At 72.2% G+C, this 23,013-nt stretch carries 22 protein-coding genes and 2 pseudogenes; 3 read left to right on the top strand and 21 right to left on the bottom strand.

Annotation, left to right across the window (positions count from 1 at the left end; translation table 11 throughout):
- Positions 1–176: 176 nt before the first annotated feature.
- Positions 177–1,103, bottom strand: coding sequence for a 30S ribosomal protein S2 (gene rpsB / locus ACFWOG_RS26230; protein WP_355403503.1), 927 nt, complete (start codon positions 1,101–1,103; stop codon positions 177–179).
- A gap of 550 nt (positions 1,104–1,653) precedes the next feature.
- Here rpsB and ACFWOG_RS26235 point away from each other — a divergent pair.
- Positions 1,654–2,397: pseudogene (locus tag ACFWOG_RS26235) on the top strand (peptidoglycan DD-metalloendopeptidase family protein); the annotation flags it as partial.
- Between the two features lie 211 nt (positions 2,398–2,608).
- Here ACFWOG_RS26235 and ACFWOG_RS26240 read toward each other — a convergent pair.
- The 18 genes from ACFWOG_RS26240 to proS form a co-directional block, all read right to left on the bottom strand.
- Positions 2,609–3,181, bottom strand: a complete 573-nt coding sequence (locus ACFWOG_RS26240; RefSeq protein WP_329882919.1) for a helix-turn-helix domain-containing protein — start codon at positions 3,179–3,181, stop codon at positions 2,609–2,611.
- Positions 3,182–3,326: 145 nt separating this feature from the next.
- Positions 3,327–4,244, bottom strand: a complete 918-nt coding sequence (gene whiG, locus ACFWOG_RS26245) for an RNA polymerase sigma factor WhiG (RefSeq protein ID WP_380361208.1) — start codon at positions 4,242–4,244, stop codon at positions 3,327–3,329.
- A 324-nt stretch (positions 4,245–4,568) separates the two neighbouring features.
- Positions 4,569–5,774 (bottom strand): DNA-processing protein DprA, encoded by a 1,206-nt coding sequence (dprA, locus tag ACFWOG_RS26250; RefSeq protein ID WP_380361200.1) that lies wholly within the window; start codon positions 5,772–5,774, stop codon positions 4,569–4,571.
- Entirely contained in the window at positions 5,771–7,513 is a 1,743-nt protein-coding gene (locus ACFWOG_RS26255; RefSeq protein ID WP_380361201.1) for a YifB family Mg chelatase-like AAA ATPase, read from the bottom strand. Before ACFWOG_RS26255 ends, dprA begins: the two co-directional genes overlap by 4 nt.
- Before the next feature lies 1 nt (position 7,514).
- Positions 7,515–8,081 carry a YraN family protein gene (locus ACFWOG_RS26260; RefSeq protein ID WP_329882890.1) on the bottom strand — a complete coding sequence of 189 codons (567 nt, stop codon included), beginning with the start codon at positions 8,079–8,081 and terminating at the stop codon, positions 7,515–7,517.
- Positions 8,082–8,249: 168 nt separating this feature from the next.
- The gene (locus tag ACFWOG_RS26265; protein ID WP_030306725.1) at positions 8,250–8,576 is read right to left on the bottom strand and encodes a DUF2469 domain-containing protein; all 327 of its coding nucleotides are present in this window, start codon (positions 8,574–8,576) and stop codon (positions 8,250–8,252) included.
- Positions 8,577–8,631: 55 nt separating this feature from the next.
- Positions 8,632–9,105, bottom strand: a complete 474-nt coding sequence (locus ACFWOG_RS26270) for an NUDIX domain-containing protein (RefSeq protein WP_329951681.1) — start codon at positions 9,103–9,105, stop codon at positions 8,632–8,634.
- 118 nt (positions 9,106–9,223) lie between these two features.
- The gene (lepB, locus tag ACFWOG_RS26275) at positions 9,224–9,979 is read right to left on the bottom strand and encodes a signal peptidase I (protein ID WP_380361202.1); all 756 of its coding nucleotides are present in this window, start codon (positions 9,977–9,979) and stop codon (positions 9,224–9,226) included.
- Between the two features lie 145 nt (positions 9,980–10,124).
- Positions 10,125–11,129 (bottom strand): signal peptidase I, encoded by a 1,005-nt coding sequence (gene lepB / locus ACFWOG_RS26280; protein ID WP_380361203.1) that lies wholly within the window; start codon positions 11,127–11,129, stop codon positions 10,125–10,127.
- 247 nt (positions 11,130–11,376) lie between these two features.
- On the bottom strand, positions 11,377–12,228 hold the full coding sequence (gene lepB / locus ACFWOG_RS26285) for a signal peptidase I (RefSeq protein WP_380361204.1): 852 nt from the start codon (positions 12,226–12,228) through the stop codon (positions 11,377–11,379).
- A 193-nt stretch (positions 12,229–12,421) separates the two neighbouring features.
- Positions 12,422–13,321, bottom strand: coding sequence for a signal peptidase I (gene lepB / locus ACFWOG_RS26290; RefSeq protein ID WP_380361205.1), 900 nt, complete (start codon positions 13,319–13,321; stop codon positions 12,422–12,424).
- A gap of 77 nt (positions 13,322–13,398) precedes the next feature.
- Positions 13,399–13,749, bottom strand: a complete 351-nt coding sequence (gene rplS, locus ACFWOG_RS26295; protein ID WP_063347674.1) for a 50S ribosomal protein L19 — start codon at positions 13,747–13,749, stop codon at positions 13,399–13,401.
- 154 nt (positions 13,750–13,903) lie between these two features.
- Positions 13,904–14,722, bottom strand: a complete 819-nt coding sequence (trmD, locus tag ACFWOG_RS26300) for a tRNA (guanosine(37)-N1)-methyltransferase TrmD (RefSeq protein WP_329882918.1) — start codon at positions 14,720–14,722, stop codon at positions 13,904–13,906.
- A gap of 173 nt (positions 14,723–14,895) precedes the next feature.
- Entirely contained in the window at positions 14,896–15,489 is a 594-nt protein-coding gene (rimM, locus tag ACFWOG_RS26305; protein WP_329951677.1) for a ribosome maturation factor RimM, read from the bottom strand.
- Between the two features lie 137 nt (positions 15,490–15,626).
- Positions 15,627–15,866 carry an RNA-binding protein gene (locus ACFWOG_RS26310; RefSeq protein WP_030306741.1) on the bottom strand — a complete coding sequence of 80 codons (240 nt, stop codon included), beginning with the start codon at positions 15,864–15,866 and terminating at the stop codon, positions 15,627–15,629.
- 2 nt (positions 15,867–15,868) lie between these two features.
- On the bottom strand, positions 15,869–16,297 hold the full coding sequence (gene rpsP, locus ACFWOG_RS26315) for a 30S ribosomal protein S16 (protein ID WP_329882883.1): 429 nt from the start codon (positions 16,295–16,297) through the stop codon (positions 15,869–15,871).
- Positions 16,298–16,669: 372 nt separating this feature from the next.
- The gene (locus ACFWOG_RS26320; protein ID WP_327681034.1) at positions 16,670–17,248 is read right to left on the bottom strand and encodes a hypothetical protein; all 579 of its coding nucleotides are present in this window, start codon (positions 17,246–17,248) and stop codon (positions 16,670–16,672) included.
- Between the two features lie 498 nt (positions 17,249–17,746).
- Positions 17,747–19,159: a proline--tRNA ligase gene (gene proS, locus ACFWOG_RS26325; protein WP_380361206.1), complete on the bottom strand. Its 1,413-nt coding sequence runs from the start codon at positions 19,157–19,159 to the stop codon at positions 17,747–17,749.
- A gap of 195 nt (positions 19,160–19,354) precedes the next feature.
- Here proS and ACFWOG_RS26330 point away from each other — a divergent pair, with 195 nt between their 5' ends.
- A complete protein-coding gene (locus tag ACFWOG_RS26330) occupies positions 19,355–20,182 on the top strand; it encodes a methyltransferase domain-containing protein (RefSeq protein ID WP_329882880.1) in 828 nt (275 codons plus the stop codon).
- Positions 20,179–20,355: pseudogene (locus tag ACFWOG_RS26335) on the top strand (pentapeptide repeat-containing protein); the annotation flags it as partial. The gene ACFWOG_RS26330 and the pseudogene ACFWOG_RS26335, both read left to right, overlap by 4 nt.
- A gap of 35 nt (positions 20,356–20,390) precedes the next feature.
- Here the strand turns inward: ACFWOG_RS26335 and ftsH are convergent.
- Entirely contained in the window at positions 20,391–22,304 is a 1,914-nt protein-coding gene (gene ftsH, locus ACFWOG_RS26340) for an ATP-dependent zinc metalloprotease FtsH (protein WP_380361207.1), read from the bottom strand.
- 137 nt (positions 22,305–22,441) lie between these two features.
- Positions 22,442–22,972: a GNAT family protein gene (locus ACFWOG_RS26345; RefSeq protein WP_329882878.1), complete on the bottom strand. Its 531-nt coding sequence runs from the start codon at positions 22,970–22,972 to the stop codon at positions 22,442–22,444.
- Positions 22,973–23,013: the final 41 nt, after the last annotated feature.

The following is a 23,013-nucleotide window of genomic DNA, read 5'->3' on the forward strand; positions in this document are numbered from 1 at the left end:
GTGCGTTCCGGGAGCTTCTTGAGGGCCGCGGCGTTCAAGTCCGCCATGGTGTCACTCCCCCGAGGCGTCGCGGGGGTCGGCGTGGGGTTGGGCCTGGGCCGGTGGTCCGGCCACGCCACGGGAGAGAGGGGCACCGACCGGTGTCGTACCGGTGGGTGCCCCTCACCCTTGGTACGTCAGGCCTGCTCGGCCGGAGCCTCGGTGACCTCGGCGGCCGGGGCCTCGGGGGCCTCGGTGACCTCGGCCTCGGCGGCCGGAGCCTCGGTGGCCTCGACGGCGGGGGCCTCGGTGGCCTCGGCCTCGGCGGCCGGAGCCTCCTCAGCCTTCTTCTCGCCCTCCAGGATGTCCTTCTCCCAGTCGGCCAGCGGCTGGTCGGCGCCCGGCTCGGCCTTCACGTCGCCCTTGGCGACACCCGCGCGGGACTTGAGGCCCTCGGCGACGGCGTCGGCGATCACGCGGGTCAGCAGGGTGACGGAGCGGATCGCGTCGTCGTTGCCCGGGATCTTGTAGTCGACCTCGTCGGGGTCGCAGTTGGTGTCGAGGATGGCGACGACCGGGATGTTGAGCTTCCGGGCCTCGCCGACCGCGATGTGCTCCTTCTTGGTGTCCACGATCCAGACAGCGCTGGGAACGCGCTGCATGTCACGGATACCGCCGAGGGTCTTCTCCAGCTTGTCGTGCTCGCGCTGGAGGACCAGGAGCTCCTTCTTGGTGAGGCCGGAACCGGCCACGTCCGAGAAGTCCAGCTCGCCGAGCTCCTTGAGGCGCTGCAGGCGCTTGTAGACGGTCGAGAAGTTGGTCAGCATGCCGCCGAGCCAGCGCTGGTTCACGTAGGGCATGCCCACGCGGGTGGCCTGCTCGGCGATGGCCTCCTGGGCCTGCTTCTTCGTGCCGACGAAGAGGACGCTGCCGCCGTGGGCAACGGTCTCCTTGATGAACTCGAAGGCGCGGTCGATGTAGTTCAGCGACTGCAGGAGGTCGATGATGTAGATGCCGTTGCGCTCGGTGATGATGAAGCGCTTCATCTTCGGGTTCCAGCGGCGGGTCTGGTGACCGAAGTGGACGCCGCTCTCAAGCAGCTCCCGCATCGTGACGACGGCCATAGCCGTGCTCCTCAGGTGTTGCGCCCGGCTCTGGCACAGCTGCGTGGCGGTAGGCGCGGTGGCGCTCCCCGCTCGGCGTCTGCGAACGGCCGGGTCAGGCTCGGTTTTGTTCGTGGCAGCCAGGTGACAGCCACGCCTGACGCCCCGAACGTGCCGAGCCGCTTCCACCCGAGCGGTCCTGGGACCGTCCGGGCTCGGCGGACCGAGCGGCACTCGCACCTGGCGGAGGGTGGCGGCCGGGGCCGCTTCTGTCCACCGGTGGCGGGGCGTGCGAAGTCGACCCGGCGGACCGGGTCGCGTGTGAAGTGTACGGGAAGCGCCGAGCGCCGAGCGACTCCACGACAGGCGGGCGCCCCCCGGCAGGGCCGCGCGCTCCGGTACGGGCGGGAAGCGGACGAGGACACGGGGCGGGCCTCCCGGGCCCTCGTACACCGACGGCGTGCACCCGTTGGGGGGACAGCCGCTGTCCACAGGGGCCGGTTGTCCACAGGAACCGGAACAGGGCTGGTGGGGCGGGGGCGGCACGGGGAGCCTCGACCGCATGACGGCAATGACGGGTGTTTCGGTCGGTGCACGCCGCGGTTCCGCAGGTCGTGGTTCCGCGGGGCGCGGTTCCGCAGGGCGCGGCTTCTCGGGTGCCGGCTCGGGTGCGGGCCCCCTGCTGGCGCTCCCGCCGCCCGGGCCGGGTCCCGGGCACGGCCACAGGGTGCTGCTGCTCGCGCTGCTGACCTTGACGGCGCTGCTGCTGACCGTCCTGCCGGGACAGGCGGGGCATGCGGCCGAGGAGTCCGTCAGCGGGAACGGCGGTCAGGGTGACGGGGTCGGGGCCGGGGTCGGGGTCGGGGTCGGGGTCGGGGTCGGGGTCGGGGTCGGGGTCGGGGTCGGGGTCGGGGTCGACGGACAAGGGAGACAAGGGAGACAAGGGAGAGGGGGTGGGACCGGAAGCGGGAACCGGGGGCAGCAGCGGTCATGGCCGGTGGACGGTCCCCAGGGCGGGCCGGGCGAGATCGTCGACCGGTTCGATGCGCCGGCCGGCCCTTATGCCGCCGGCCACCGGGGCGTCGACCTGGCCGCCGCGCCCGGCGCGGACGTCCGGTCGGCGGCGGCGGGCGTGGTGACGTTCGCAGGACCAGTGGCGGGCCGCCCCGTGGTCACGGTCACCCACCCGACGTCCGCCGCGCCTCCGGCTCCACCACTGCGCACCACCTACCTGCCGGTGACCGGCAGCGTCCCGGTGGGCACCCCGGTGGTGGCGGGCCAGGTGATCGGGCGGCTCACCACCGGTGTCGGCCACTGCGCCGACGGGTCCTGCCTGCACTGGGGCCTGCTGCGCGGCAGGCGGTACCTCGACCCGCCGGCCCTGCTCGGCGCCGGCACTGCCCGTCTGCTACCGCTCGGCGACGATCCGGGGGGTCACCCGCGCGGCGGAGCGGACGGCGGAGCGGATGGCGCGGACGGCGGCCCGGGCTCGGCCACACCCTCACCACCCGGGGTGGGAGAAGGGGTCAGCTGGGCCCCAGCCCGTACAGGGCGAGGGCGACGGCGGCGTCCGCGATCACCTCGGGACTCTCGGCCCGCCCGCCGGCCGCGCGCTGCTCGGACTGCCGTACGGCCGCCTCGACGATCCCCTGGAGCAGCGCTGCGGCGAGCCTCGGCCGCTCGTGTCCGAAGTCCTCCAGCGCCTGGACCACCAGTCCGGCCAGCTTCCCGTGCGCCGCCCGGATGCGTTCACGGGCCGCGTCGTCGAGTTCCAGCGCGGAGATCGCGGCGACCGCCCGGTGGCGCGGGTCCGCGGCCAGCAGCAACTGTCCGCGAACATAGGACTCGATCCGCTCGGCCGCAGTGTCGCAGCTCTCCATGCCGGCCTCGATCTCGGCCGCCCAGAGCGGGAAGTCGACCTCGCAGAGCGCTTCGACCACCGCCGCACGGGAACGGAAGTACTCGTACACCGAGGAGCGCGCGAGCCCCGTACGCGCGGCGAGCGCGGGGAAGCTCAGCCCTTCCATGCCTCCTTCGGTGAGGAGACTGCGGGCAGCATCAAGAAGAGCTGCCCGCTGCAACTGACGGTGCTCGGCCACACTGGCCGCTCGGATCTTCGGCACCCTCCCACTGTACGGAGCCCTACAGCGCGCCGGTACGGTGCCGCGCGTCGCAGAGGTCGCGGAAGGGAAGCGCCAAGAGGCACAGGGGCGCGGGCCCGGCGTGCGCGACGGCCGAGCGTCCCTACCGAATGTCCGAAAGCTTGGCGCGCAACTGCAACACCGACTTCGTGTGGATCTGGCTGACCCTGCTCTCGGTCACCCCGAGGACCTGACCGATCTCCGCGAGGGTCAGCCCCTCGTAGTAGTAGAGCGTCACCACGGTCTTCTCCCGCTCGGGCAGGGTGTTCACGGCCTGCGCCAGCAGCCTGCGGAGCTCCCGGTCCTCCGCCACCTCGACCGGGTTGTCGGCGCCGTGGTCCTCCAGGGTTTCCATGAGGCTCAGCCGGTCGCCGCCCTCGCCGACGGGGTGGAGCAGTTCGTCCAGGGCGACCACGTTGGCGAGCGAGAGCTGGCTGAAGATGGCGTGCAGGTCCTCGATGGCGATGCCCATCTCGGCCGCGACCTCGGGTTCGTGCGGCGTCCGCCGCAGCCGGGCCTCCAGGGTCGCGTACGTCCGCTCGACCGCCTTCGCCTTCTGTCGCACCGAGCGCGGGATCCAGTCCAGCGCCCGGAGCTCGTCGATGATCGCGCCGCGGATGCGGCTGATCGCGTAGGTCTCGAACTTGATGGCGCGGTCGATGTCGAACTTCTCGATCGCGTCGATCAGTCCGAAGACACCGGAGGAGACGAAGTCGGCCTGCTCCACGTTGGAGGGCAGGCCGACCCCCACCCGGCCCGCGACGTACTTGACGAGTGGTGAGTAGTGCAGGATCAGTTGTTCCCGCAGCCGCTGGTCACCCGTCTCCTTGTAGGAGCGCCAGAGTGCTTCGAGAGCCGTGCGGTCCTGGCCGCCCGTCGCCCGGCGGGGGGCCGGGGTCTCGACCGGTGCGGGGGCCGGCGCGATGGCCGACGCGTCGTCGGAGGCGCCGGACGCGTCCGGCCGGTCGTCGTGCGCCCCGGTGTGCGCCGGTCGGCCGCCTTGCCGCGCCAGGGACCCCATCCCGCCCGTGGCCTTGGACGGGAACTCGGTCACGGGGCGCCGCTCGGTCCGCGGCCCTCCCGAGGACCGGGCGCCACCGGTCACTCTGTGTCCCGGAATGTGTGTGGGCATGCGTTGGTCTGCGCCGTTCTGCCGAGTCATGTGCTGATAGGGAAGGCATGGCGAGCGTAGCGTGACCGACTCGCTGCAGAGTGCTACCGCCACTCGGGCGTCCCTCGATCCGGTGGCACTCGTGTCGCCGGAACCGGGTACCGGCGGCGGCGAACCGCAGCCCGACCGGTCCGCCCGACGGCCTGCCCGCCTGCCCGCCTGCGCGCCTGCGCGTCACCTCCTCCTGACCAGGCGCCAGTGGGCTCCGTGGCGCTCGATGTAACCGAGCGAACCCAACTCGTAGAGCCGGTGCAGCACCTCGTCCGGCGGGAGTCCGGACTGCCGGGCCAGTCGCTCCACCGGCGCGCCCTCCGCCGTGGCCGGCACGGCCTCCAGGACCAGCGCCGCCTCCGGCTCCAACAGGTCCCTCGGCAGGACCGGCCCGCTCCGCTGCGGTGCCAGGTCGTCGCCGATCGCGCCGATCAGTTCGGCGACCTCGGCGGCGTCGGTGACCAGGGTGGCGCCGCCGCGGATCAGGGCGTGCACCCCGGCCGAGAGTTCCGAGGTCACCGGCCCGGCGACGCCCATGGTGTGCCGGTTGAGGTCGCGGGCACGTCGGGCCGTACTGAGTGCCCCGCTGCGCATCGCCGCCTCGACCACCACCGTGCCCCTGGTCAGGGCGGCGATCACCCGATTGCGCAGGACGAACCGGAACCGGGTGGGGTGCTCCCCCGGCGGGAGTTCGCTCAGCAGGAGCCCCTGGGCGGCGATCCTGCGGATCAGGTCGGTGTTGCCCCGCGGGTAGGCCACGTCCACCCCGCAGGCGAGGACCCCGATGGTCATCCCGCCGACCGCCAGCGCGCCGCGGTGGGCCGCCGCGTCGATCCCGTACGCCCCACCGGAAACCACCACCCATCCGCGTTCGGCGAGTTGTGCGGAGAGCTCTCCGGCGACGTGTGCGCCGTACGCCGTGCACGCCCGGGCGCCGACGACGGCGACCGAACGCAGGGCGAGCAGGCGCAGCGATCCGGGGCCTGCCGCCCACAACCCGATCGGCCGGCTCTCCCCGAGATCGTCCAGCTGGCTCGGCCATTCCGTGTCGCCCGGAATGATGAAGCGTCCACCGGCCTCTCGTACCCGTTCCAGGTCGGCGACGGGATCGAGGTCGGCCAGCCGGGCCCGGTATCCGGCCAACCGGCCGGCGTCCGGGCCCGGCTGGCCGGGCACGGTGCCGTCCCTGATCGTCCGCAGCACCTCGGGAGCCCCGAGGCGGGCCAGCCATCGGCCGATCACCGCGTCGCCCGGTTCGCTGAGGCGGCTGAGCAGCACCCTGGCGAGACGCTCCGACTCGATCCCGGGAACGGTCTCCGACCCGACCCCCGGGGCTCCCTTGGTCCCCGGCGACGAGCCGTGCCTGCGGTGGTCGGCGGTGCGGTTCATACGACGGTCTCCTCGGTCTCCGCGTGCCGGTCGGGCTTCGTGCGGGCCGTACGCGGGCGGGCCGGCCGCTTTTCCTTCTCCACCGGGTCACCGTCCCCCTCCGGGGCGGGGCCGGACGGGCCGGACCAGCCGTCGAAACGCTCCGTCAGCGGGAGCCCCTGTTCGACCCCGGTGCGCAGGACGAGCGCGGTCCTGACGTCGCGCCGGTCGGGGCGGTCCCGGCCCGCGAGGTCGGCGACCGTCCAGGCGACCCGGAGCACCCGGTCCAGGCCGCGGGCGGTCAGCAGACCGCGTTCCAGTTGGCGCGCGGCGTCGTTCAGCGCGCCCGACGCCAACTGCCAACGGGTGCGGAGCTCGTAACCGGGGACCTCGGCATTGGTGCGCCAGGGGGTCTCGGCCAGCCGGGCAGCCGCCCGCTCACGCGCGACCAGGACGCGCGCCGCGACGATCTCGGTGGTCTCCGCCGTGCTGTCCCGTTGCATCAGTTCGGCCCTGGTCACCGGGGCGACCTGGACCTGCAGGTCGACCCGGTCCAGCAACGGTCCGGAGAGCCGCCCCTGGTACCGGCTGACCATGGCCGGCGTGCATTCGCAGCCCTCTCCCCGCCGGGAGTGGCGCCCGCAGGGGCAGGGGTTCGCGGCCAGGCAGAGCAGGAAGCGGGACGGCAGCCGCATCGATCCGGCCGAACGGGCGATCACCACCTCGCCCGATTCCAGCGGCTGGCGCAGGGCGTCGAGCACCCGGACCGGGAACTCCGGTGCCTCGTCCAGGAAGAGCACGCCCCGGTGGGCCAGCGAGACGGCGCCCGGTCTCGGCAGTCCGCTGCCCCCGCCGACGATCGCCGGCATGGTGGTGGAGTGGTGCGGGGCGCAGTAGGGCGCGCGGTCGATCAGCGGCCGACCGGCCGGGAGCAGCCCGGCCACGGAGTGGACCGCGGTGACCTCAAGCGCCTCCTTCTGGGTGAGCGGCGGGAGGAGCGACGGCAGCCGCTCGGCCAGCATGGTCTTGCCCGCACCCGGCGGGCCCTTCAGGTACAGGTGGTGGCCGCCGGCGGCGGCGATCTCCAGGGCCCTGCGGGCCTCGTACTGTCCGGCCACGTCGGCGAGGTCCATCCGGGCCGCCGCGTCGCCGGGCAGCCCGCGCACCCCCGCCCCGGGGAGCATCAGGCCGGCCATCAGGGGGTCCGGGCGCCCGCCCACCGGGTCGGGCGGCTCCTCCGGTTCGGGCGCTCCGGTCAGTACGGCCACCAGCTGGCGAAGGCTCCGCACGCCGATGACGGTGACACCGGGGACGAGCGAGGCCTCGGCGGCGGTCTGTTCGGCCACCACGACCCGCAGGTAGCCTGCGTCGGCGGCGGCCAGCACCGACGGAAGCACCCCGCGCACCGGGCGCACCCGCCCGTCGAGCCCGAGTTCGCCGATGACGAGCAGGTCCGCGATCGCGGAGGGGTCCAGCCGTTCGGCGGCGGCCAGCACGGCGCAGGCCACCGCGAGGTCGAAGCCGCTACCGCTCTTGGGCACCGACGCCGGGCTCAGTCCGACGGTCAGCTTCCGCTGCGGCCAGGTCTCACCGCTGTTCACGACGGCCGCGCGCACCCGGTCGCGGGCCTCGGTGAGTGCCTTGTCGGGCAGGCCGACCAGGGTGAACGCCGCCACCCCGGGCTCCAGGTCGGCCTGGACCTCGACGATCACGCCGTCGACGCCGACCAGCGCGACGGAACACGTCCGGGCGAAGGCCATCTCAGACCACCCCCCGCAGGTGGTCCACCGAAGCGGCGCCGCGGATCCGGTTGATGACGGCGACCAGGTCGATCCGGACTCCGCCCGGCGGGACGGGTACCCACGGCGGATCGGCGGGCCCCGGCCGGTAGTCGGGTCCGGCCAGTCGCTCGAAGTGGCCGGGCCAGCGCTCGGCCATCCAGCGCTCCGCCAGCCGCCTCAGCCGGGCGGCCTTCGTCCGGTCGATCGCCTCGCTGGGGTGCTGGAACCCCCGCTCGGAGCGGGTCTTCACCTCGCAGACCGCCACGGTGTCGCCGTCGAGGGCCACGATGTCGAGTTCGCCCTCGGTGCACCGCCAGTTGCGGTCCAGGATGCGCAGGCCGTCCTCGGCCAGCCGCCGGGCGGCGACCTGTTCGCCGTAGCGGCCGAGGCCGCCGTTGCCGGTCCGCGCCGGGCCGGCCGCACCGGGGGTGACCGGCGGGGACTGCCCGCCGGTCGCCCCGGGCCGCGCCGCCCTCCGGCGCGGCGGCCGACCGTCCTGCTGGGCCTTCGCCGTCTGCTTGCGCGTTGCGCGCTTGGTGTCCTGCACGGTGACCACCTCCGCCGAGGAGGTTGCCGTGCGGCCCCGGGGCGGACCAGAAGGTTGTCACTTCCTGTGGAAAACCCCGGCCTGTGGATAACTCCTGTCACCCGCAGGAGTGGTAATCCCGGAATGCGCGAAATTCCCCTGGACATCCGGGGCCGGGGCGGTCCAACGTCAGTTCCCGAAGCCGGGCTCGTCCGAGGGCAGCTCCAGATCGCTCTTCGCGAGCTCCTCGATGTTCACGTCCTTGAAGGTCAGCACCCGGACCTTGCGGACGAACCGGGCCGGCCGGTACATGTCCCAGACCCACGCATCCGCCATCGACACCTCGAAGAACACCTCGCCCTGGACCGAGTGCACCTGCAGCTCGTAGTCGTTGGTGAGGTAGAACCGTCGCTCGGTCTCGATCACGTACTTGAACAGGCCGACGACGTCCCGGTACTCCCGGTAGAGCTTGAGCTCCATCTCGGTCTCGTACTTCTCGAGATCTTCGGCACTCATCCAGGCGTCCCCTCAACTTGTCACGTCCACCCATTGTGGACCACTGCACCCACCCTCAGAGCCTTACCGGAGTGACCGGTGGCCCCTCGGTCAACAGCCGCTCCAGAAAGTCCACCAGCCCGACCGGGTAGACGGTCTCGGTGGTGGCCCTCAGTTCCCCGACCGTCCACCAGCGTGCCGCGAGGAGCTGGGCGTGTTCGTCCGCGCCCATGCCCGAGTGGTCGAGCACCGTGTCCGTCGTCCGGGCGAGGTGGAACCACTGCTCCTGCTCGTAGCGCCGCCCCTGAAAGGAGAACGAAGCCGTGCCGTACGCCACCACCGGGCCCAGCTCCACGCCCCGCAGGCCGGTCTCCTCCGCGAGCTCCCGCTCGGCCGCCTCGCGTACGTCCTCGCCGGGCTCCAGGCCGCCGCCCGGCGTGAACCACCAGGTGACGCCGGGTGTCGCGGGGTCGGCGCCGTGGAAGAGGAGCAGGCGGTCCCGGCCGTCGAGCAGCAGGATCCGCGACGCCCTGCGCCGCTGTGCCGTCATGGCGGGTCTCCACGCTCCCTTCGTCCGACCCGGTCGTTCCCCCGATCCTGCCACCCGGCGCGGGCGTCCGGGGCGAGGTTCGACAGAGCGGCCCGGGCACGCGCGGTACCGGCCGGGGTCAGGACGGCCGGCGGCGCTTGCGGACCAGACCTGCCGCTCCGCCCACCGCCGAGGTCACCACGACCGTCGCCGCGCCTACAACGGTCGCGTAGAAGGCGGGCTCCAGTGGACCGGGTCCGGCCGGGCCGGGTCCGCCGACCTCGTCGAAGGCGCTGGTACCGGCGAGCAGGCCGGCCCGGCCGAACGGGAGCACGGTGCCCTCGACCCGGGCCTCCACGTCGGCGGCCGGGACGGTCCCGCCGTCGACCTCCAGGTGGACGCGGGAGTCGAGCGAGCCCAGCCGGTTGTCGCCGAGCAGGAACAGGCGGCCCGCCGGAACCGTCACGCTGTAGGAACCGCCCTGCGGGCCCTGCGCCGAGAGGTAGGACTCCTCCACCGGCTTGCCGTTGACAGTCAGCCGCTGCTGTCCCCCGTCGAAGGCGACCGTGTCACCGCCGACCGCCACGACGCGCTTGACCATGGGTTGTGCGCCCCAGGCCTGGTCACGGAAGATCACCACGTCACCGCGGCCGATGTCCGCGCCGTCGGTCTTTCTGGCCAGCACGGTGTCCCCGACCTGGAGCGTGGGGGCCATCGAGGCGGTCGGGATGTCGTAGGGGCGGTAGTTCACGGCGATCACCGCGAAGCCGCCGATCATCAGGACCAGCCCGAGCCCGAGCAGCACCCCTTGCAGTACGGCTGCGGGCTTGAAGCGGGACCGGGGCTGCGGGGCGGCCGGCTGACGGTCGGGCGCCCGTTCCGCGAGACTGCTCATCGATACCGTCCACCCCTGACAGACCCGGAAACGCTCACGGTGCGCCCGGTCCACGGGCGGAAAACCCGGCGGGCCGTGGCACGTCCGAGCAGACTACTCGTCGGTACCACGGCCCGCGCAAGACCCGGGAACAAGAGGTTCGGTGTCAGGACCGCTTGTCGCGCTCCGCCCGGTTCCGCAGCCGGCGCACCAGCGGGAGCAGGGCGACGGCGCCCACGGCCCCGGCAGCGGCCGGCACCACCGGCGCAGCCGACGCAAGGCCCTTCTGGTCGAAGGTGGCCGGCACCGGAAGCGTCGACCAGTGGTCGATCGGCCACGCCACCACGAAGGCACGCCCGATCACCTCGTCGACGGGGACGGTGCCGCCGCCCGGTTGGTCCATGTGGAACCGCGAGTCGAGCGAGTCCGCGCGGTGGTCACCCATCACCCAGATGCTGTTCTCCGGGACCTTCACCGGGGCGAACGGCTTGGTGCCGCAGGGGGTGTTCCCGGGGAAGACGTACGGCTCGTCGAGCGCGATCCCGTTGACCTTCACCGGGCCTTCGCCCTCGCACTCGACGGTGTCGCCGCCGATCGCGATGACCCGCTTGATCAGGTCCTTCTCGTTGTCGGAGGGCATCAGGCCGACGAAGCTGAGCACTTCCTGAATGCCCCGGACGAAGGAGTTGCTGCTCTCGTTGGTGGGCTCGTCGGCCAGCCAGCCGCCCGGGTCGTGGAACACCACGACCTCGCCGCGCTCCGGCTCGGCACCGAACCACGGGGTGAGCTTGTCCACCAGGACGCGGTCCCCGACCTGAAGCGTGTTCTGCATCGACTCCGACGGAATGGAGAACGCCTGAACGAAGAAGGTCTTGATCACGAGCGCCAGGACCAGGGCGATACCGATCAGGATCGGCAGTTCCTTCCAGAACGAGCGCTGCTTGCGCTCGGTCCGGCCCGACTGCTCCTCCGCCTCGTCAGTCGGCGTGGTCCCACCTCCGGTGTCCTCGGAGGCGTCACCCGCGCCGTCACCGTGCTCGTCGGCGGACTGGGCCGTCGCATCCTCGGCCGAGGCCGAAGGCGCAGTCGACTCCGCGGACCGGGCCGCCCTGCCGCCGGAGCCCTCGGGCTCTCCGGCACCTGAGCGGGCGCCGATCACCAAATCCCCCACAACGTCTCCTCCCTGCTGTGCGGACGCCCGTGCGTCCGCGCTCACAGTGCCGCACAGCGGGCACCACGCTCCACCACCGACCGTGAACGTCAGGACCACCCCGTCCGGGCGCACCTGACACCAGCACAGCCTTCGAATGCGACCAGTCAACACGGACAGGCCGCACCAGCACTCTTCTCTATCACTCCCGGGCATCCGGCTCGCGGTCCCACACGCGCGACCCGGCCGGTCATCGGCCTGCTCCGACCTACAGTCGGTCCCGCCCCACCCTGCGGCCGACGAGCGGAAGGATGCCCAACACACCCATAACGAGCGGAGGTTCCTCAGGACCCGGCCCAACATCCACGGAGTTCGGCACAGTTCCGCGGGCCCCCGGGCCCTGCGCCACCGAGGAGAGTGAAACCGGCACATCAAGTTGATGGACCCGGCCCAGCGGCCAGGCGATCATGAACGCCCGCCCCACCACTCCGCTCACCGGGATGGTTCCCTGGCCCGGACTCCCCATGTGGAACCGGGAGTCGGCGGACACGTCCCGGTGGTCACCCATGACCCAGAGCCGCCCCTGCGGCACCTTCACCTTGAACGGCTGCCGGGAGGCAGGGTTGCCCGGCGCGAGGTAGGGCTCGTCCAACGCCTTGCCGTTGAGGCTGACCCTGCCCTGCTCGTCGCAGCACTCCACCGTGTCGCCGCCGACTCCGATCACGCGCTTGATCAGGTCCTGCTCGCTGTCCGACGGCAGGAGTCCGACGAAGGTCAGCACCTGCTTGGCCCCGCGCAGGACGGGCCCGTCCGAGGACGGGCCGTGGTGGCCGTTCTCCAGCCAGCCGCCCGGATCCTTGAACACCACCACCTCGCCGCGCTCCGGCTCGGCGCCGAACCAGGGGGTCAGCTTGTCCACCAGCACCCGGTCGCCGATCTGGATGGTCTGCTCCATCGAACCGGAGGGGATCACGAAGACCTGGACCAGGAAGGTCTTCATCACCAGCGCCACCACCAGCGCCACCACGATGATCAGCGGGATCTCCCGCAGATGGGAACGTCTGCGGCGACGGGCCGCCCGTTGGGCGGTGCGCCGACGCTCGGCCCGGCCCCGGACCACCGGCCCGACCTGCTCAGGACCGACCTGCTCAGGACCGGTCCGGCGAGGACCGACGGGTTCGGGCCCCGCCGACTCGGCGCCGACCGGCTCCGGCCAGGACGGCTCCGGTGTTTCCCCTGCCTCTGCCCCTGCCTCTTTCCCCGCCCCTGGGGATCCGGTGGACCCGGGGGCGGGACGGTCGACCAGCCGGCCCCTACCTCTGGTCCCCATGACCACCCGTCCCCCCTGTCGCGGCGAACGCCGCCGGCCGGTCCAGGCTGCTCCAGTGCCCGACCGGGTAGACCACCCAGGCGGCCCGCCCGATCACCCTGGCCTCCGGAACGAACCCGCCGCCGGGCTCGCCGAGGTGGTCGCGCGAGTCCCGGGAAGCGGTTCGGTGGTCACCCATCACCCAGAGCTTGCCGGCGGGGACCACCACGTCGAAGGCCACCGCGGACGGCTCGTCCCCCGGCGCCAGATAGGCGGACTCGTCGACCGGCACGCCGTTCACGGTGATCGGGTGCCCCGGGCCGGCACTCGTGACCCGGTCGCCGCCGACACCGATGACCCGCTTCACGTAGACCGTGTCGCCGGCCGGCACCAGACCGACGGTTCGGCCGAAGGAGCGAAGCCCGGTCCAGAACCCGTCCCGCTCGACCGGCTTGCGCAGAAAGGAACCCGTGCCGTCGAACACCACCACGTCGCCCCGTTCGGGGTGGCCGCCGAACGCGTAGGACAGCTTGTTCACGATCAGGCGGTCGCCGGGGCGCAGGCTGTTCTCCATCGACGCGGACGGCACCGAGAACGGACGCGCCACGAAGGCGTTGACCAGCAGCAGGACGAACAGGCAGACACCCGTGAGCAGCAGGAGGTCCCGGGACCGCGACCGGGCCGGTTCCTCCGTGTCCTCGGCGATCCCGGCGTCCCCGGCAGTGCCGGCAGTCCCGGCAGTCCCGGCAGCACGCTCCCCGGCGTCTGCCGCGTCCGCGGCGACCCGGTCCGCGGACCTGTCGGCAGAAGCCCCCGCGGAAACGACCGCGGACCGCGTCGGCGAGTCCGCACCGGTGGGTGCGGGACAGCCGTCGCGGTCCGCGGGTGGTTCGTGCGTGCTCATCGGGGGCTGAGCCTACCGTGCGGCAGGCCGGCCCCCCAGAGCGATCCGATCCCCCGGCGGAGCCGGAGGACGGTGGATCAGCGGTCGCGCTTCTCCTTGATCTTCGCGGCCTTGCCGCGGAGGTCACGCAGGTAGTACAGCTTGGCGCGGCGAACCGCACCGCGGGTCACGACCTCGATCTTCTCGACGACCGGGGTGTGCACCGGGAAGGTGCGCTCGACACCGACGTTGAAGCTGACCTTGCGAACGGTGAAGGTCTCACCGACGCCGGCGCCGTGGCGGCGGATGACGACGCCCTGGAAGACCTGGACACGGGAGCGGTTGCCCTCGATGACCCGGACGTGCACCTTCAGGGTGTCACCGGCGCGGAAGGCCGGAATGTCGCTACGCAGCGAAGCCGCGTCGACAGCAGCGAGCTTGTTGCTCATGTTGCTCTCCATCGCAGGCGCCACGGGCCGCCCACGGAAGTTCGTCACAATGGGGTGTGCTGCGGGCCGCATCGGCGACCGGCGGTCCCCCCGTGGCGGGGGCGCCGAACCACGTGACCCCTACGGGAGGAGCCCAGCGACAGACAACAGCGGCCTATTCTTCCACATCACCGGCCGCTGACCGAAATCGGCCGAGCCCCTCGTCCCAGGCCAGGCCGAGGACGCTGAGCGCCTCCCGGTCCTTCTTGTCGAAGGCCCCGTACCGCCAGCGCTCCACGAGGTCCGACCGGTTGGCCAGGGTGCGGGCGAATGCCTGCTCGCGCCGCCAGCGGGCGATCCGGCCGTGGTTGCCGCTCAACAGCACGTCCGGCACCGCCCGTCCGCGCCACTCGGCGGGCTTGGTGTACACCGGGCCCTCCAGCAGGTCGGCCATCGCGCCGGGCGCGAAGGAGTCGTCCCGGTGGGACTCGGCGTTGCCGAGCACACCCGGCAGCAGCCGGGCGATCGCCTCGACCATGACCAGGACCGCGACCTCGCCCCCGGCGAGCACGTAGTCGCCGATCGACGCCTCGACGACCGGCATCCGGGTGGCGGCCTCGTCGATCACCCGACGGTCGATGCCCTCGTAGCGGGCGGGGGTGAACGCCAGCCACGGACGACCGGCGAGCTCCTGCGCGAGCTCCTGGGTGAACGGCCGACCGCTCGGGGTGGGCACCACCAGGGTCGGCACCTCCCCCGCCGGGCCCCGGCCGATCACCGCGTCGAGCGCCTCGCCCCACGGTTCGGGCTTCATCACCATGCCCGGGCCGCCGCCGTACGGACTGTCGTCGACGGTCCGGTGCACGTCGTGCGTCCAGTCGCGCAGGTCGTGGACGTGCACGTCGAGCTGGCCGCGAGCGCGGGCCTTGCCGACCAGCGAGATGTTCAGCGGTTCCAGGTACTCGGGGAAGATCGAGACGACGTCGATCCGCATCCCGCTCTGCACCGGCGCGACCCCGGCGACGACACCGGTGGCCTCGACACCGGCACCGCCCTCGGCACCGGACTCGACCTCGGCACCGGACCCGGCACCGGACCCGACCTCGGCACCGGACCCGACCTCGACACCGGCATCGGCACCGACGGGAACGGTCGGCTCCTCGGTGGTCACTCCGACTCCTCCCGGCCCTCGGCCGACGCCTCCGGGCCGTCGGCGGGCTCATCGGCCTCGCTCCCGGCGACCTCGGCCCCCGCCGGGTCGATGAGCCCGCCCGGAGGGTCGATCACGGCGCGCTGGTTCTCCAGGTCGATGACCGGCACGATCCGGGTGACGAAGGGCACCAGCACCTCCGTCCCGTCGGCCTTCCTGACCGTGAGCAGGTCCTGGTAGGGCAGGTGGACGACCTCGGTGAGCTCACCGACCGGGGTGCCGTCGAGCAGCACCACGTCCAGGCCGATCAGCTGGTGGTCGTAGTACTCCTCCGGGTCGTCCGGGGTCTCCTCCGGGTCGACCTCGGCGATGAGGACGGTGCCGCGCAGCGCCTCGGCGGCGTTGCGGTCCTTCACGCCGGCGAACCGCAGCAGGAGCCGGCCGCTGTGCACCTTGCCGGACTCGACGGTCAGCGGCCCGGTCGACGCGGGGTCGGTGAGCAGGACGGCACCGGGCCCGAGCCGGAGCTCCGGCTCGTCGGTGCGGACCTCGACACTGACGTCTCCCCTGATGCCGTGGGCGCGGCCGATCTTGCCGACGACGAGCTGCACGGTGATCGTTCTCCTGGGTGAGTGCTTGGGAAGGCTGCCGCGGTGGGCAGCACGAGAAAACGGCGAAGGCCGGCCGGGACGACATGCGTCCCGGCCGGCCTCGAATCCGACGGCTGTCCGAACAACGAACAGCTGCGTCAGCGAATGCTGTCCACGTCGACGAGGTCGACCCGGACGTTGCGACCGCCGAGGGCTCCGACCACGGTACGCAGTGCGCGCGCCGTGCGGCCGCCCCGGCCGATCACCTTGCCGAGGTCATCGGGGTGCACACGCACCTCGATGGTGTTGCCCCGACGCAGGTTGCGCGAGCGCACCTGCACCTCGTCGGGGTGCTCGACGATGCCCTTCACCAAGTGGTCGAGGGCGTCCTCGATCACGCTCAGGCCTCGGCGGCGGCGTCGGCCTCAGCCTCGACCTTGTCCGACTTCTTGGCCTTCGGGGTGATGGCGACACCAGTGGTGGCGTCCTCGAAGCCGGCGACGGCCTTGGCGAACAGGTGCGAGAAGTCCTCGACCTTCGGCTCGGCGACGAGCAGCGGCGCCGGAGCCGGCAGGCCCTTGAACTTCTGCCAGTCGCCGGTCAGCTTGAGGATGGCGAGAACCGGCTCGGTCGGCTGGGCGCCGACGGACAGCCAGTACTGGGCGCGGTCGGTGTCGACCTCGATCTTCGAGGGGTTGTAGGTCGGCTGGTAGATGCCGATCTCCTCGATCGCGCGACCGTCACGCTTGGTGCGGGCGTCCGCGACGACGATGCGGTAGTGCGGGGAGCGAATCTTGCCGAGACGCTTGAGCTTGATCTTGACTGCCACGGGAGTGGATTCTCCTGGTGTTGACGTGGGTGAGCGGCCCTGCCGTCGCGTGGGGTTGCGAGGTGGGCCGTTCAAGGGACACGCCAGCCGTAGGAGAGAGGGGTCCTGCTCGGCTGCCGAGTACTCAGCTGTCCATTGTGCCATACCGGCGCAGACCGCCTCGCACGAGCCGGGACCGGCCGCCCCTTCGGCGCCCGCCGCGAAGGGGCCCGGAAACAGGTCGACCGGGAGCCCCCGCTCCCGGTCAGCCCAACCACTTCCACATCACTGGCGAATCATTGTCGAACGCCGTCGATCGCTCCGGCCCGGCACGCTGCCCGCACAGCCACCGACCGGTTCCCCGGGTTCCCCGAGCTGTTCCAGCTCCCCGGACTACGCGATCTTGAACGGCTGCTGGCAGGCCCCGCAGACGATGGACGCCTGCGCGAGGACGGACGGAACGACCCGGACGTTGCGGCCGCAGCCGCAGACCGCCTTGACCCGGACGCCACCCCCGGAGGAGCCGTGCCGGGCGGCCGGCCCGCGGAAGGCGCGCGAGGCTCCCTCACCGGCCACCGCCTCCTGGTGCGCCCCCAGAGCGCGATCCAGGCGTTCGATGGTCTCGGCGTACCGCTCCTGGGTCTCCTTGAGCATGGTCACCTGGGAGAAGCCGCTACTGGCGTGCGGTTCGACCGGGTGCGCCAGGCCCAGCTCGGAGGCCAGGAGGAGGAAGCGCCGATTGTGGTAGCGGCCGGCCCGCGAGGTGTCCCGGATGTCCCGGGCCGCGGCCAGACCATGGGCAGCCTCGTGGAGGAGCCGCTCGAAACCGAGCCGGGTACCACAGGCCGAGGAGGACTCGCCGATCAACGCCTCGGGAGAGGCGAGGTCGGGGAGGTCCTGATGGTAGGCCTGGATGTCACTCCAGGCGGCGGCCAGTTCGGCCGCGAGAACGAGGGGCTGTGTCGTGCTCACGCTAGACCAACGATGGAGTAGGAGCTGATGTTCCGCGTGTTCCCGTTCCCCGGGAATTCCCAGGAAACTCTCAGGAATGTGCGAGCCCGCGCGAAATGCGCGTTCCGGATCTGACGCAAGACCAACCCCCTGCTGGTTTGGGGCCGCCGAGCTCGGCGAGCCTCGTCAATTCCGTCCGGGGACGGGCTGTCGCCCCCAGGACGTACGGCCCGCGGACCTGTCGAGTTGACAGGGCCACGGGCCGTACACCGTACCGCTATTCCGTTAATACCGGCAGTTGACCGACCAGTAGCGATGCCGACATGTGAGACATGCGCGGAACAAGCCCGGTCAGCGGCCCCGCGAATTCACCGCAGCGCCGGTCAACAGCCGTCAGTCCGCGTCAGTGGATGTCGTATTACGACATCTCTCACGACACATCCCGTACGACACATCACCCACGCCGACAACGCCACCGAGGTACCGCGCCGGTTGCGCACAGTCGTCCGTGGTCGTCCGTCAGTAGGCGCGCGCGACAATCGCGATGTTGCCGTCCTGATCGTCCGTCTGCGGCACCGAACCGTCGGCGGCCACGATGCAGCGCACCGAGACGCCCTGCTCCGCCAGCTTGGCCTCGCCCGCCGGGCCGAGCTCGGCCCAGGAGATGCGGCCCCAGCCGGTGGCGGCGGCCTCGACGGCCTCGTCGAGGTTCTTCACGTCGACCGTGCGGGCCACGCGGCGCTCGCGCGACTCGCGCAGCAACTGCGCCTGGTCCTCGTCGAGGATGCCCGGGAGCAGCTCCACCAGGCCGTCGATCGCGACCGGCTCCTTGCCGCCCGGGATCCGGCGGGCCAGCATCGCGGTGCCGTTCTCCAGGTCGCGCGGACCGACCTCGATGCGCAGCGGCACGCCCTTGAGCTCCCAGTCCACGGCGCGGCGGCCGAACGGGGTGTCGGTGCGGTCGTCGACGACCACCCGGATGCCGGCGGCCTCCAGCCGGGCACCGATCTCGCGGACCTTGGCGAGCACCGCGTCGTCGCCCTTGATGGCGAGGACGACGGCCTGGACGGCGGCCAGCCGCGGCGGGACCCGCAGACCGTTGTCGTCACCGTGCGACATGATCAGGCCGCCGACCATGCGGGTCGAGACGCCCCAGGAGGTCTGCCAGACGTACTCGCGTTCGGCGCCCTGCAGCTGGTACGTGGTGTTGAACGCCTTGGCGAAGTTCTGGCCCAGCTCGTGGCTGGTGCCCATCTGCAGCGCCTTGCCGTCACCCATCATGCCTTCGAGGGTGAGGGTGTTGATGGCGCCGGCGAAGCGCTCCTTGGCGGTCTTGCGGCCGAGCACGACGTCGATGCCCAGCACGTTGGTCATGAAGTCGCCGTAGACCTGGGTGTGGATCATCGAGGCGTACGCGCGGGCGTCCTCGTACGTGGCGTGGGCCGTGTGGCCCTCCTGCCAGAGGAACTCGGTGGTGCGCAGGAACACGCGCGGGCGCAGCTCCCAGCGGACCACGTTGGCCCACTGGTTGATCAGCAGGGGCAGGTCGCGGTGGCTCTGCACCCACTTCGAGAAGTACTCGTTGATGATCGTCTCGGAGGTCGGACGGACGACGACCGGCTCCTCCAGCTGCTTGCCGCCGCCGTGGGTCACCACGGCGAGCTCGGGGGCGAAGCCCTCGACGTGCTCCGCCTCCTTGGTCAGGTAGGACTGCGGGATGAACATCGGGAAGTAGGCGTTCTGGGCGCCGGCCTTCTTGATCCGCGCGTCCATCTCCTGCTGCATCCGCTCCCACAGGCCGTAGCCGTACGGTCGGATGACCATGGTGCCGCGCACCGGACCGTTGTCGGCCAGCTCGGCCTTGCTGATGAGGTCCTGGTACCAGCGCGGGAAGTCTTCCGCCTGAGGGGTGAGAACGGGTGCCTTAGCCATGGGGCGAATGGTACGGCGATCCGGCCTTCGACTTCGAATCGATAGCGCGGCGTCTCACCCGGGGGCGCACCACCCCGACACGCGCGCACCACCCCGCACCCCTCTGGACGCCGCGCCCGAGCCGCTGTTCGCTGGAGTGGGGCGGGACTTTGGGGGGCCGAAGCAGCACACCGAAGGACCGGATAGGAGACCGCGATGGCTTCAGCGCGGGTGACCGGCACGACCGTACGACCCACGGGCGCACCACCGCACGACCCGCGCTCGGTGGCCGAGCACGCCGCCGCCCGGGCGCGCGACTGGGCGGAGATCCAGGAACGGATGCTGGTGCCGCTCTACGAGGCCGTCCACGACCGTCTGGAGGTCGGTCCCGCCACCAGCGTGCTGGGGCTGGGCTGCCGGTCGGGACTGGCGCTGCTGCTCGCCGCGGGACGCGGTGCGCAGGTCGCCGGCCTGGAGCCGGAGAGCGAGCTGCGCGAGCTGGCCCGCGGCCGTCGGCTGCGGGTGGGGAGCGGGCCCCGGACGGCGGTGGCCGTCGCCCGCTCGGCCTATTCGCTGGTCACTGTTTTCGAGGGGCTCCCCGGATCCGCCGATCCCTACCGGACGGTGGCCGAGGCGGCCCGGCTGACGCTCCCCGGCGGACACGTGGTGCTGGCCTCCTGGGGGCCGCGGGAGCGTTGCGGGAGCGCGGCGGTGCTGGACGTGGCGCGCCGGATGGCCCGGCGCAGCACGGCGCGGGACCCGTTCGAGCTGAGTCCGCCCGGAGCGCTGGAGGACCTGCTGGCCGGAACCGGTCTGCGGCCGGCCGGCGGCGGCCGGGTCGGCTGCCCGTTCGCCTACCCGGACCTGGACAGCGCGGTCCGCGGGCTGCTCTCCACCGGTCTGTACGACGCGGCCGCGGAGTTCTCCGGGCTGCCGCTGGTGGCGAAGGAGCTGGAGGAGGCGCTGCACCCGTACCTGCGGCCGGACGGCACGGTGCGGATGGAGAACGTGTTCCGCTACCTCGTCGCCGAGCGGCCGCGCTGACGGGTCACCGGCGGCGGAACGAGCGCGGAACGGCGGCGGGACCGCGGCGGAACCGACGGACCGGGGCGCGCACGACCCGGCGCACGCCCCGGTCGGCCCGCGCCTCTGTCCGCGCACACCTCACCGGCGCAGACCTCACCGGCGCACACCTGGCCGGCGCAGACCTCGCCGGCGCACACCCGCGCCGCAGCCCCCCGCCCCCCACCCCTCAGTCCAGCGACTTCCGCGGCACCCCCGCCGCCCGGTACGCCTCCTCCTCGTTCAACGTCTCCGCCGCCAGCAGGGCCTCCGCCAGCGCGTCCAGCCGGGACCGCTGCTCGGTCAGCAGCAGCACCGCCTCGTCGTAGCACTCGGAGACGATCCGCCGGGCCTCCTCGTCCACCGCGTCCAGGGTGGTCGGCGCGGCGGAGAGCCCGTACGCACCCTGCGGGTCGGACGGGACGGCGGTGAGCCGGCCGACCCGTTCGCTCATGCCCCAGCGGCCGGCCATGCCGCGGGCGATGTTGGTGACCTGCTCCAGGTCGTTCTCCGCCCCGGTGGTGATGACCCCGTAGACGACCTGCTCGGCGGCCATCCCGCCGAGCGCGCCGATGATCCGGCCGCGCAGGTAGGGCTCGGTGTAGGAGTACCGGTCCGTCTCCGGGGTCGAGAGGGTGACCCCGAGGGCCCGGCCGCGCGGCACGATGGTGATCTTGCGGACCGGGTCCGCGCCCGGCTGGAGCATGCCGAGCAGGGCGTGGCCGCTCTCGTGGTACGCCGTCCGCTCGCGCTCCGCCTGCGGCATGACCAGCGGTCGGACGGCGCCCAGCTGGACCTTCTCCAGCGCGTCCGAGAGGTCGCGTTCCCCGACCGCGTCCTGCCTGCGCTTGACCGCCAGCAGGGCGGCCTCGTTGACCAGGTTGGCCAGTTCGGCGCCGGTCATGCCCGGGGTGACCTTGGCGAGCCGGTTGAGGTCGGCGCCCTCGGCCAGCGGGACGGCCCTGGTGTGGATGCGCAGGATCGCGGCGCGGCCGTCGCGGTCCGGCGGGCTGACGGTGATCCGCCGGTCGAACCGGCCGGGGCGCAGCAGGGCCGGGTCGAGCACGTCGGCCCGGTTGGTGGCGGCGATGACGATGACGCCCTCGGAGCCGGTGAAGCCGTCCATCTCGGTGAGGATCTGGTTGAGCGTCTGCTCGCGCTCGTCGTGGCCGCCCGTGCCGCCACCGCCGCCGCGCTGGCGGCCGATGGTGTCGATCTCGTCGATGAAGACGATCGCCGGGGCGACCTTGCGGGCCTCGGCGAACAGCTCGCGGACCCGGCTGGCGCCGACGCCGACGATCATCTCGATGAACTCCGAGGCGGACGCGGAGAAGAACGGCACGTCGGCCTCGCCCGCGACGGCCCGGGCGAGCAGGGTCTTGCCCGTGCCGGGCGCGCCGCTGAGCAGCACGCCGCGCGGCATCTTGGCGCCGAGCCTGCGGTACTGCTGCGGGTTCTTCAGGAAGTCGACCACTTCGGTGAGCTCGGCCTCGACCTCGTCGATACCGGCCACGTCGGCGAAGGTGGTGCGCTTGCCGGACTCCGCGGTGACCGGCTTCGGCGGGGTCTTGCGGCCGAGCGGGCCGGCGCCCAGGCCGCCGGCCATCCGCCGGGCGAGCAGCACCCAGACCAGGATGAGCAGCAGCATCGGGGCGAGCGAGAACAGCAGGTTGACGAGGAAGCTGCGCTGCTGGACGACCGGTTCGGCGGTGACCTCGACGCCCTGCTGCTGGAGGGTGGCCCAGAGGTCGTCACCGGCGAAGACCGGGCGCTGGGTGTCGAAGTCGGTGTACGTCCCCTTCTCACCGTCCGGCTTGGGCTCGGCGTTCTTGAGGGTTCCCTCGATCGAGTCGCCCTTGGAGTAGATCTTGGTGATGTTGCCCTTGTTCAGCTGGTTGTTGAACTCGGTGTAGGAGATCGTGGTGGCGCCGCCGGGACCGAAGAAGGACAGCAGCAGATCGCTGATCAGGAACACCACGAGGGCGGTGAGGACGAGGCCGATCCAGCCGCCCGGCATCTTGCGGCGCGGGGGTGGCGGCGGAGGGGCGCCCTCGGAGCGCCACGGCTGGTCGGGGGTCTGGCGCGGCGGCACGGGATCGGTCACCCATCGGACAATACGGACATCTGCTCGGGTCCTTCAACCGCAACGCCGCGCCGCACACGCCGCACGGACGGCCGCCCCTCCGTACCCGGCCGGCCGATCCTCCGTACCCGGCCGCCCGCCCGCCCGCCCCGGACCGGCTACCCCTCCGAGCCCGGACCGGGCCATTCCTCCGCCGTCAGCGCGAACCGCTCGTGGTCCCGCCACTCGCCCTGGAGGAACAGCATCCGGGGGGTGAACCCCTCGTGCCGGAAGCCCAGCCGCTTGGCCAGCCCGATCGAGCGCCCGTTGTCCGGCTGCACGTTGATCTCCAGCCGGTGCAGGCCGAGACCGTCCTCCGTCTGCGGGGCGAAGCAGCGGTCCAGCACCAGCCGCATGCCCTCCGTCATCCTCCCGGTGCCGGCGAACGGCAGGTAGGAGTCGTAGCCGAGCGAGCCGTTGCAGAACCGGCCCATCACGATGTTGGCCACGTTGACCTTGCCGACCAGCCCACCGGTCTCCCGGTCGACCACCAGGAAGGTCCGCAGACCCGGCCCCTGGCGTTCCAGCAGGTCCGGGAGCCCGTCCGGCTCGACCGGGTTCCACCGCCCGATGTGGTCGGCGGACCGCCGGACCGCCTGGGCGTACGCCACCTCGTCACCGGACCGCGGGGCCCTGATCGTCACTCGCATCCGACCATCATCGGGCATGCTAACGGCCCGCCGCCCGGAGG

It is taken from the genome of Kitasatospora sp. NPDC058406, assembly GCF_042722765.1.
In the GTDB taxonomy this organism is placed as follows: domain Bacteria; phylum Actinomycetota; class Actinomycetes; order Streptomycetales; family Streptomycetaceae; genus Kitasatospora.

Excerpts from the sequence above, each read along its gene's own strand:
- rpsB (WP_355403503.1), bottom strand. The coding sequence starts at position 1,103 with ATGGCCGTCGTCACGATGCGGGAGCTGCTTGAGAGCGGCGTCCACTTC.
- whiG (WP_380361208.1), bottom strand. The coding sequence starts at position 4,244 with ATGGGGTCCCTGGCGCGGCAAGGCGGCCGACCGGCGCACACCGGGGCG.
- dprA (WP_380361200.1), bottom strand. The coding sequence starts at position 5,774 with ATGAACCGCACCGCCGACCACCGCAGGCACGGCTCGTCGCCGGGGACC.
- ACFWOG_RS26255 (WP_380361201.1), bottom strand. The coding sequence starts at position 7,513 with ATGGCCTTCGCCCGGACGTGTTCCGTCGCGCTGGTCGGCGTCGACGGC.
- ACFWOG_RS26265 (WP_030306725.1), bottom strand. The coding sequence starts at position 8,576 with ATGAGTGCCGAAGATCTCGAGAAGTACGAGACCGAGATGGAGCTCAAG.
- ACFWOG_RS26270 (WP_329951681.1), bottom strand. The coding sequence starts at position 9,105 with ATGACGGCACAGCGGCGCAGGGCGTCGCGGATCCTGCTGCTCGACGGC.
- lepB (WP_380361202.1), bottom strand. The coding sequence starts at position 9,979 with ATGAGCAGTCTCGCGGAACGGGCGCCCGACCGTCAGCCGGCCGCCCCG.
- lepB (WP_380361205.1), bottom strand. The coding sequence starts at position 13,321 with ATGAGCACGCACGAACCACCCGCGGACCGCGACGGCTGTCCCGCACCC.
- rplS (WP_063347674.1), bottom strand. The coding sequence starts at position 13,749 with ATGAGCAACAAGCTCGCTGCTGTCGACGCGGCTTCGCTGCGTAGCGAC.
- trmD (WP_329882918.1), bottom strand. The coding sequence starts at position 14,722 with ATGCGGATCGACGTCGTCTCGATCTTCCCCGAGTACCTGGAACCGCTG.
- proS (WP_380361206.1), bottom strand. The coding sequence starts at position 19,159 with ATGGCTAAGGCACCCGTTCTCACCCCTCAGGCGGAAGACTTCCCGCGC.
- ACFWOG_RS26330 (WP_329882880.1), top strand. The coding sequence starts at position 19,355 with ATGGCTTCAGCGCGGGTGACCGGCACGACCGTACGACCCACGGGCGCA.
- ACFWOG_RS26345 (WP_329882878.1), bottom strand. The coding sequence starts at position 22,972 with ATGCGAGTGACGATCAGGGCCCCGCGGTCCGGTGACGAGGTGGCGTAC.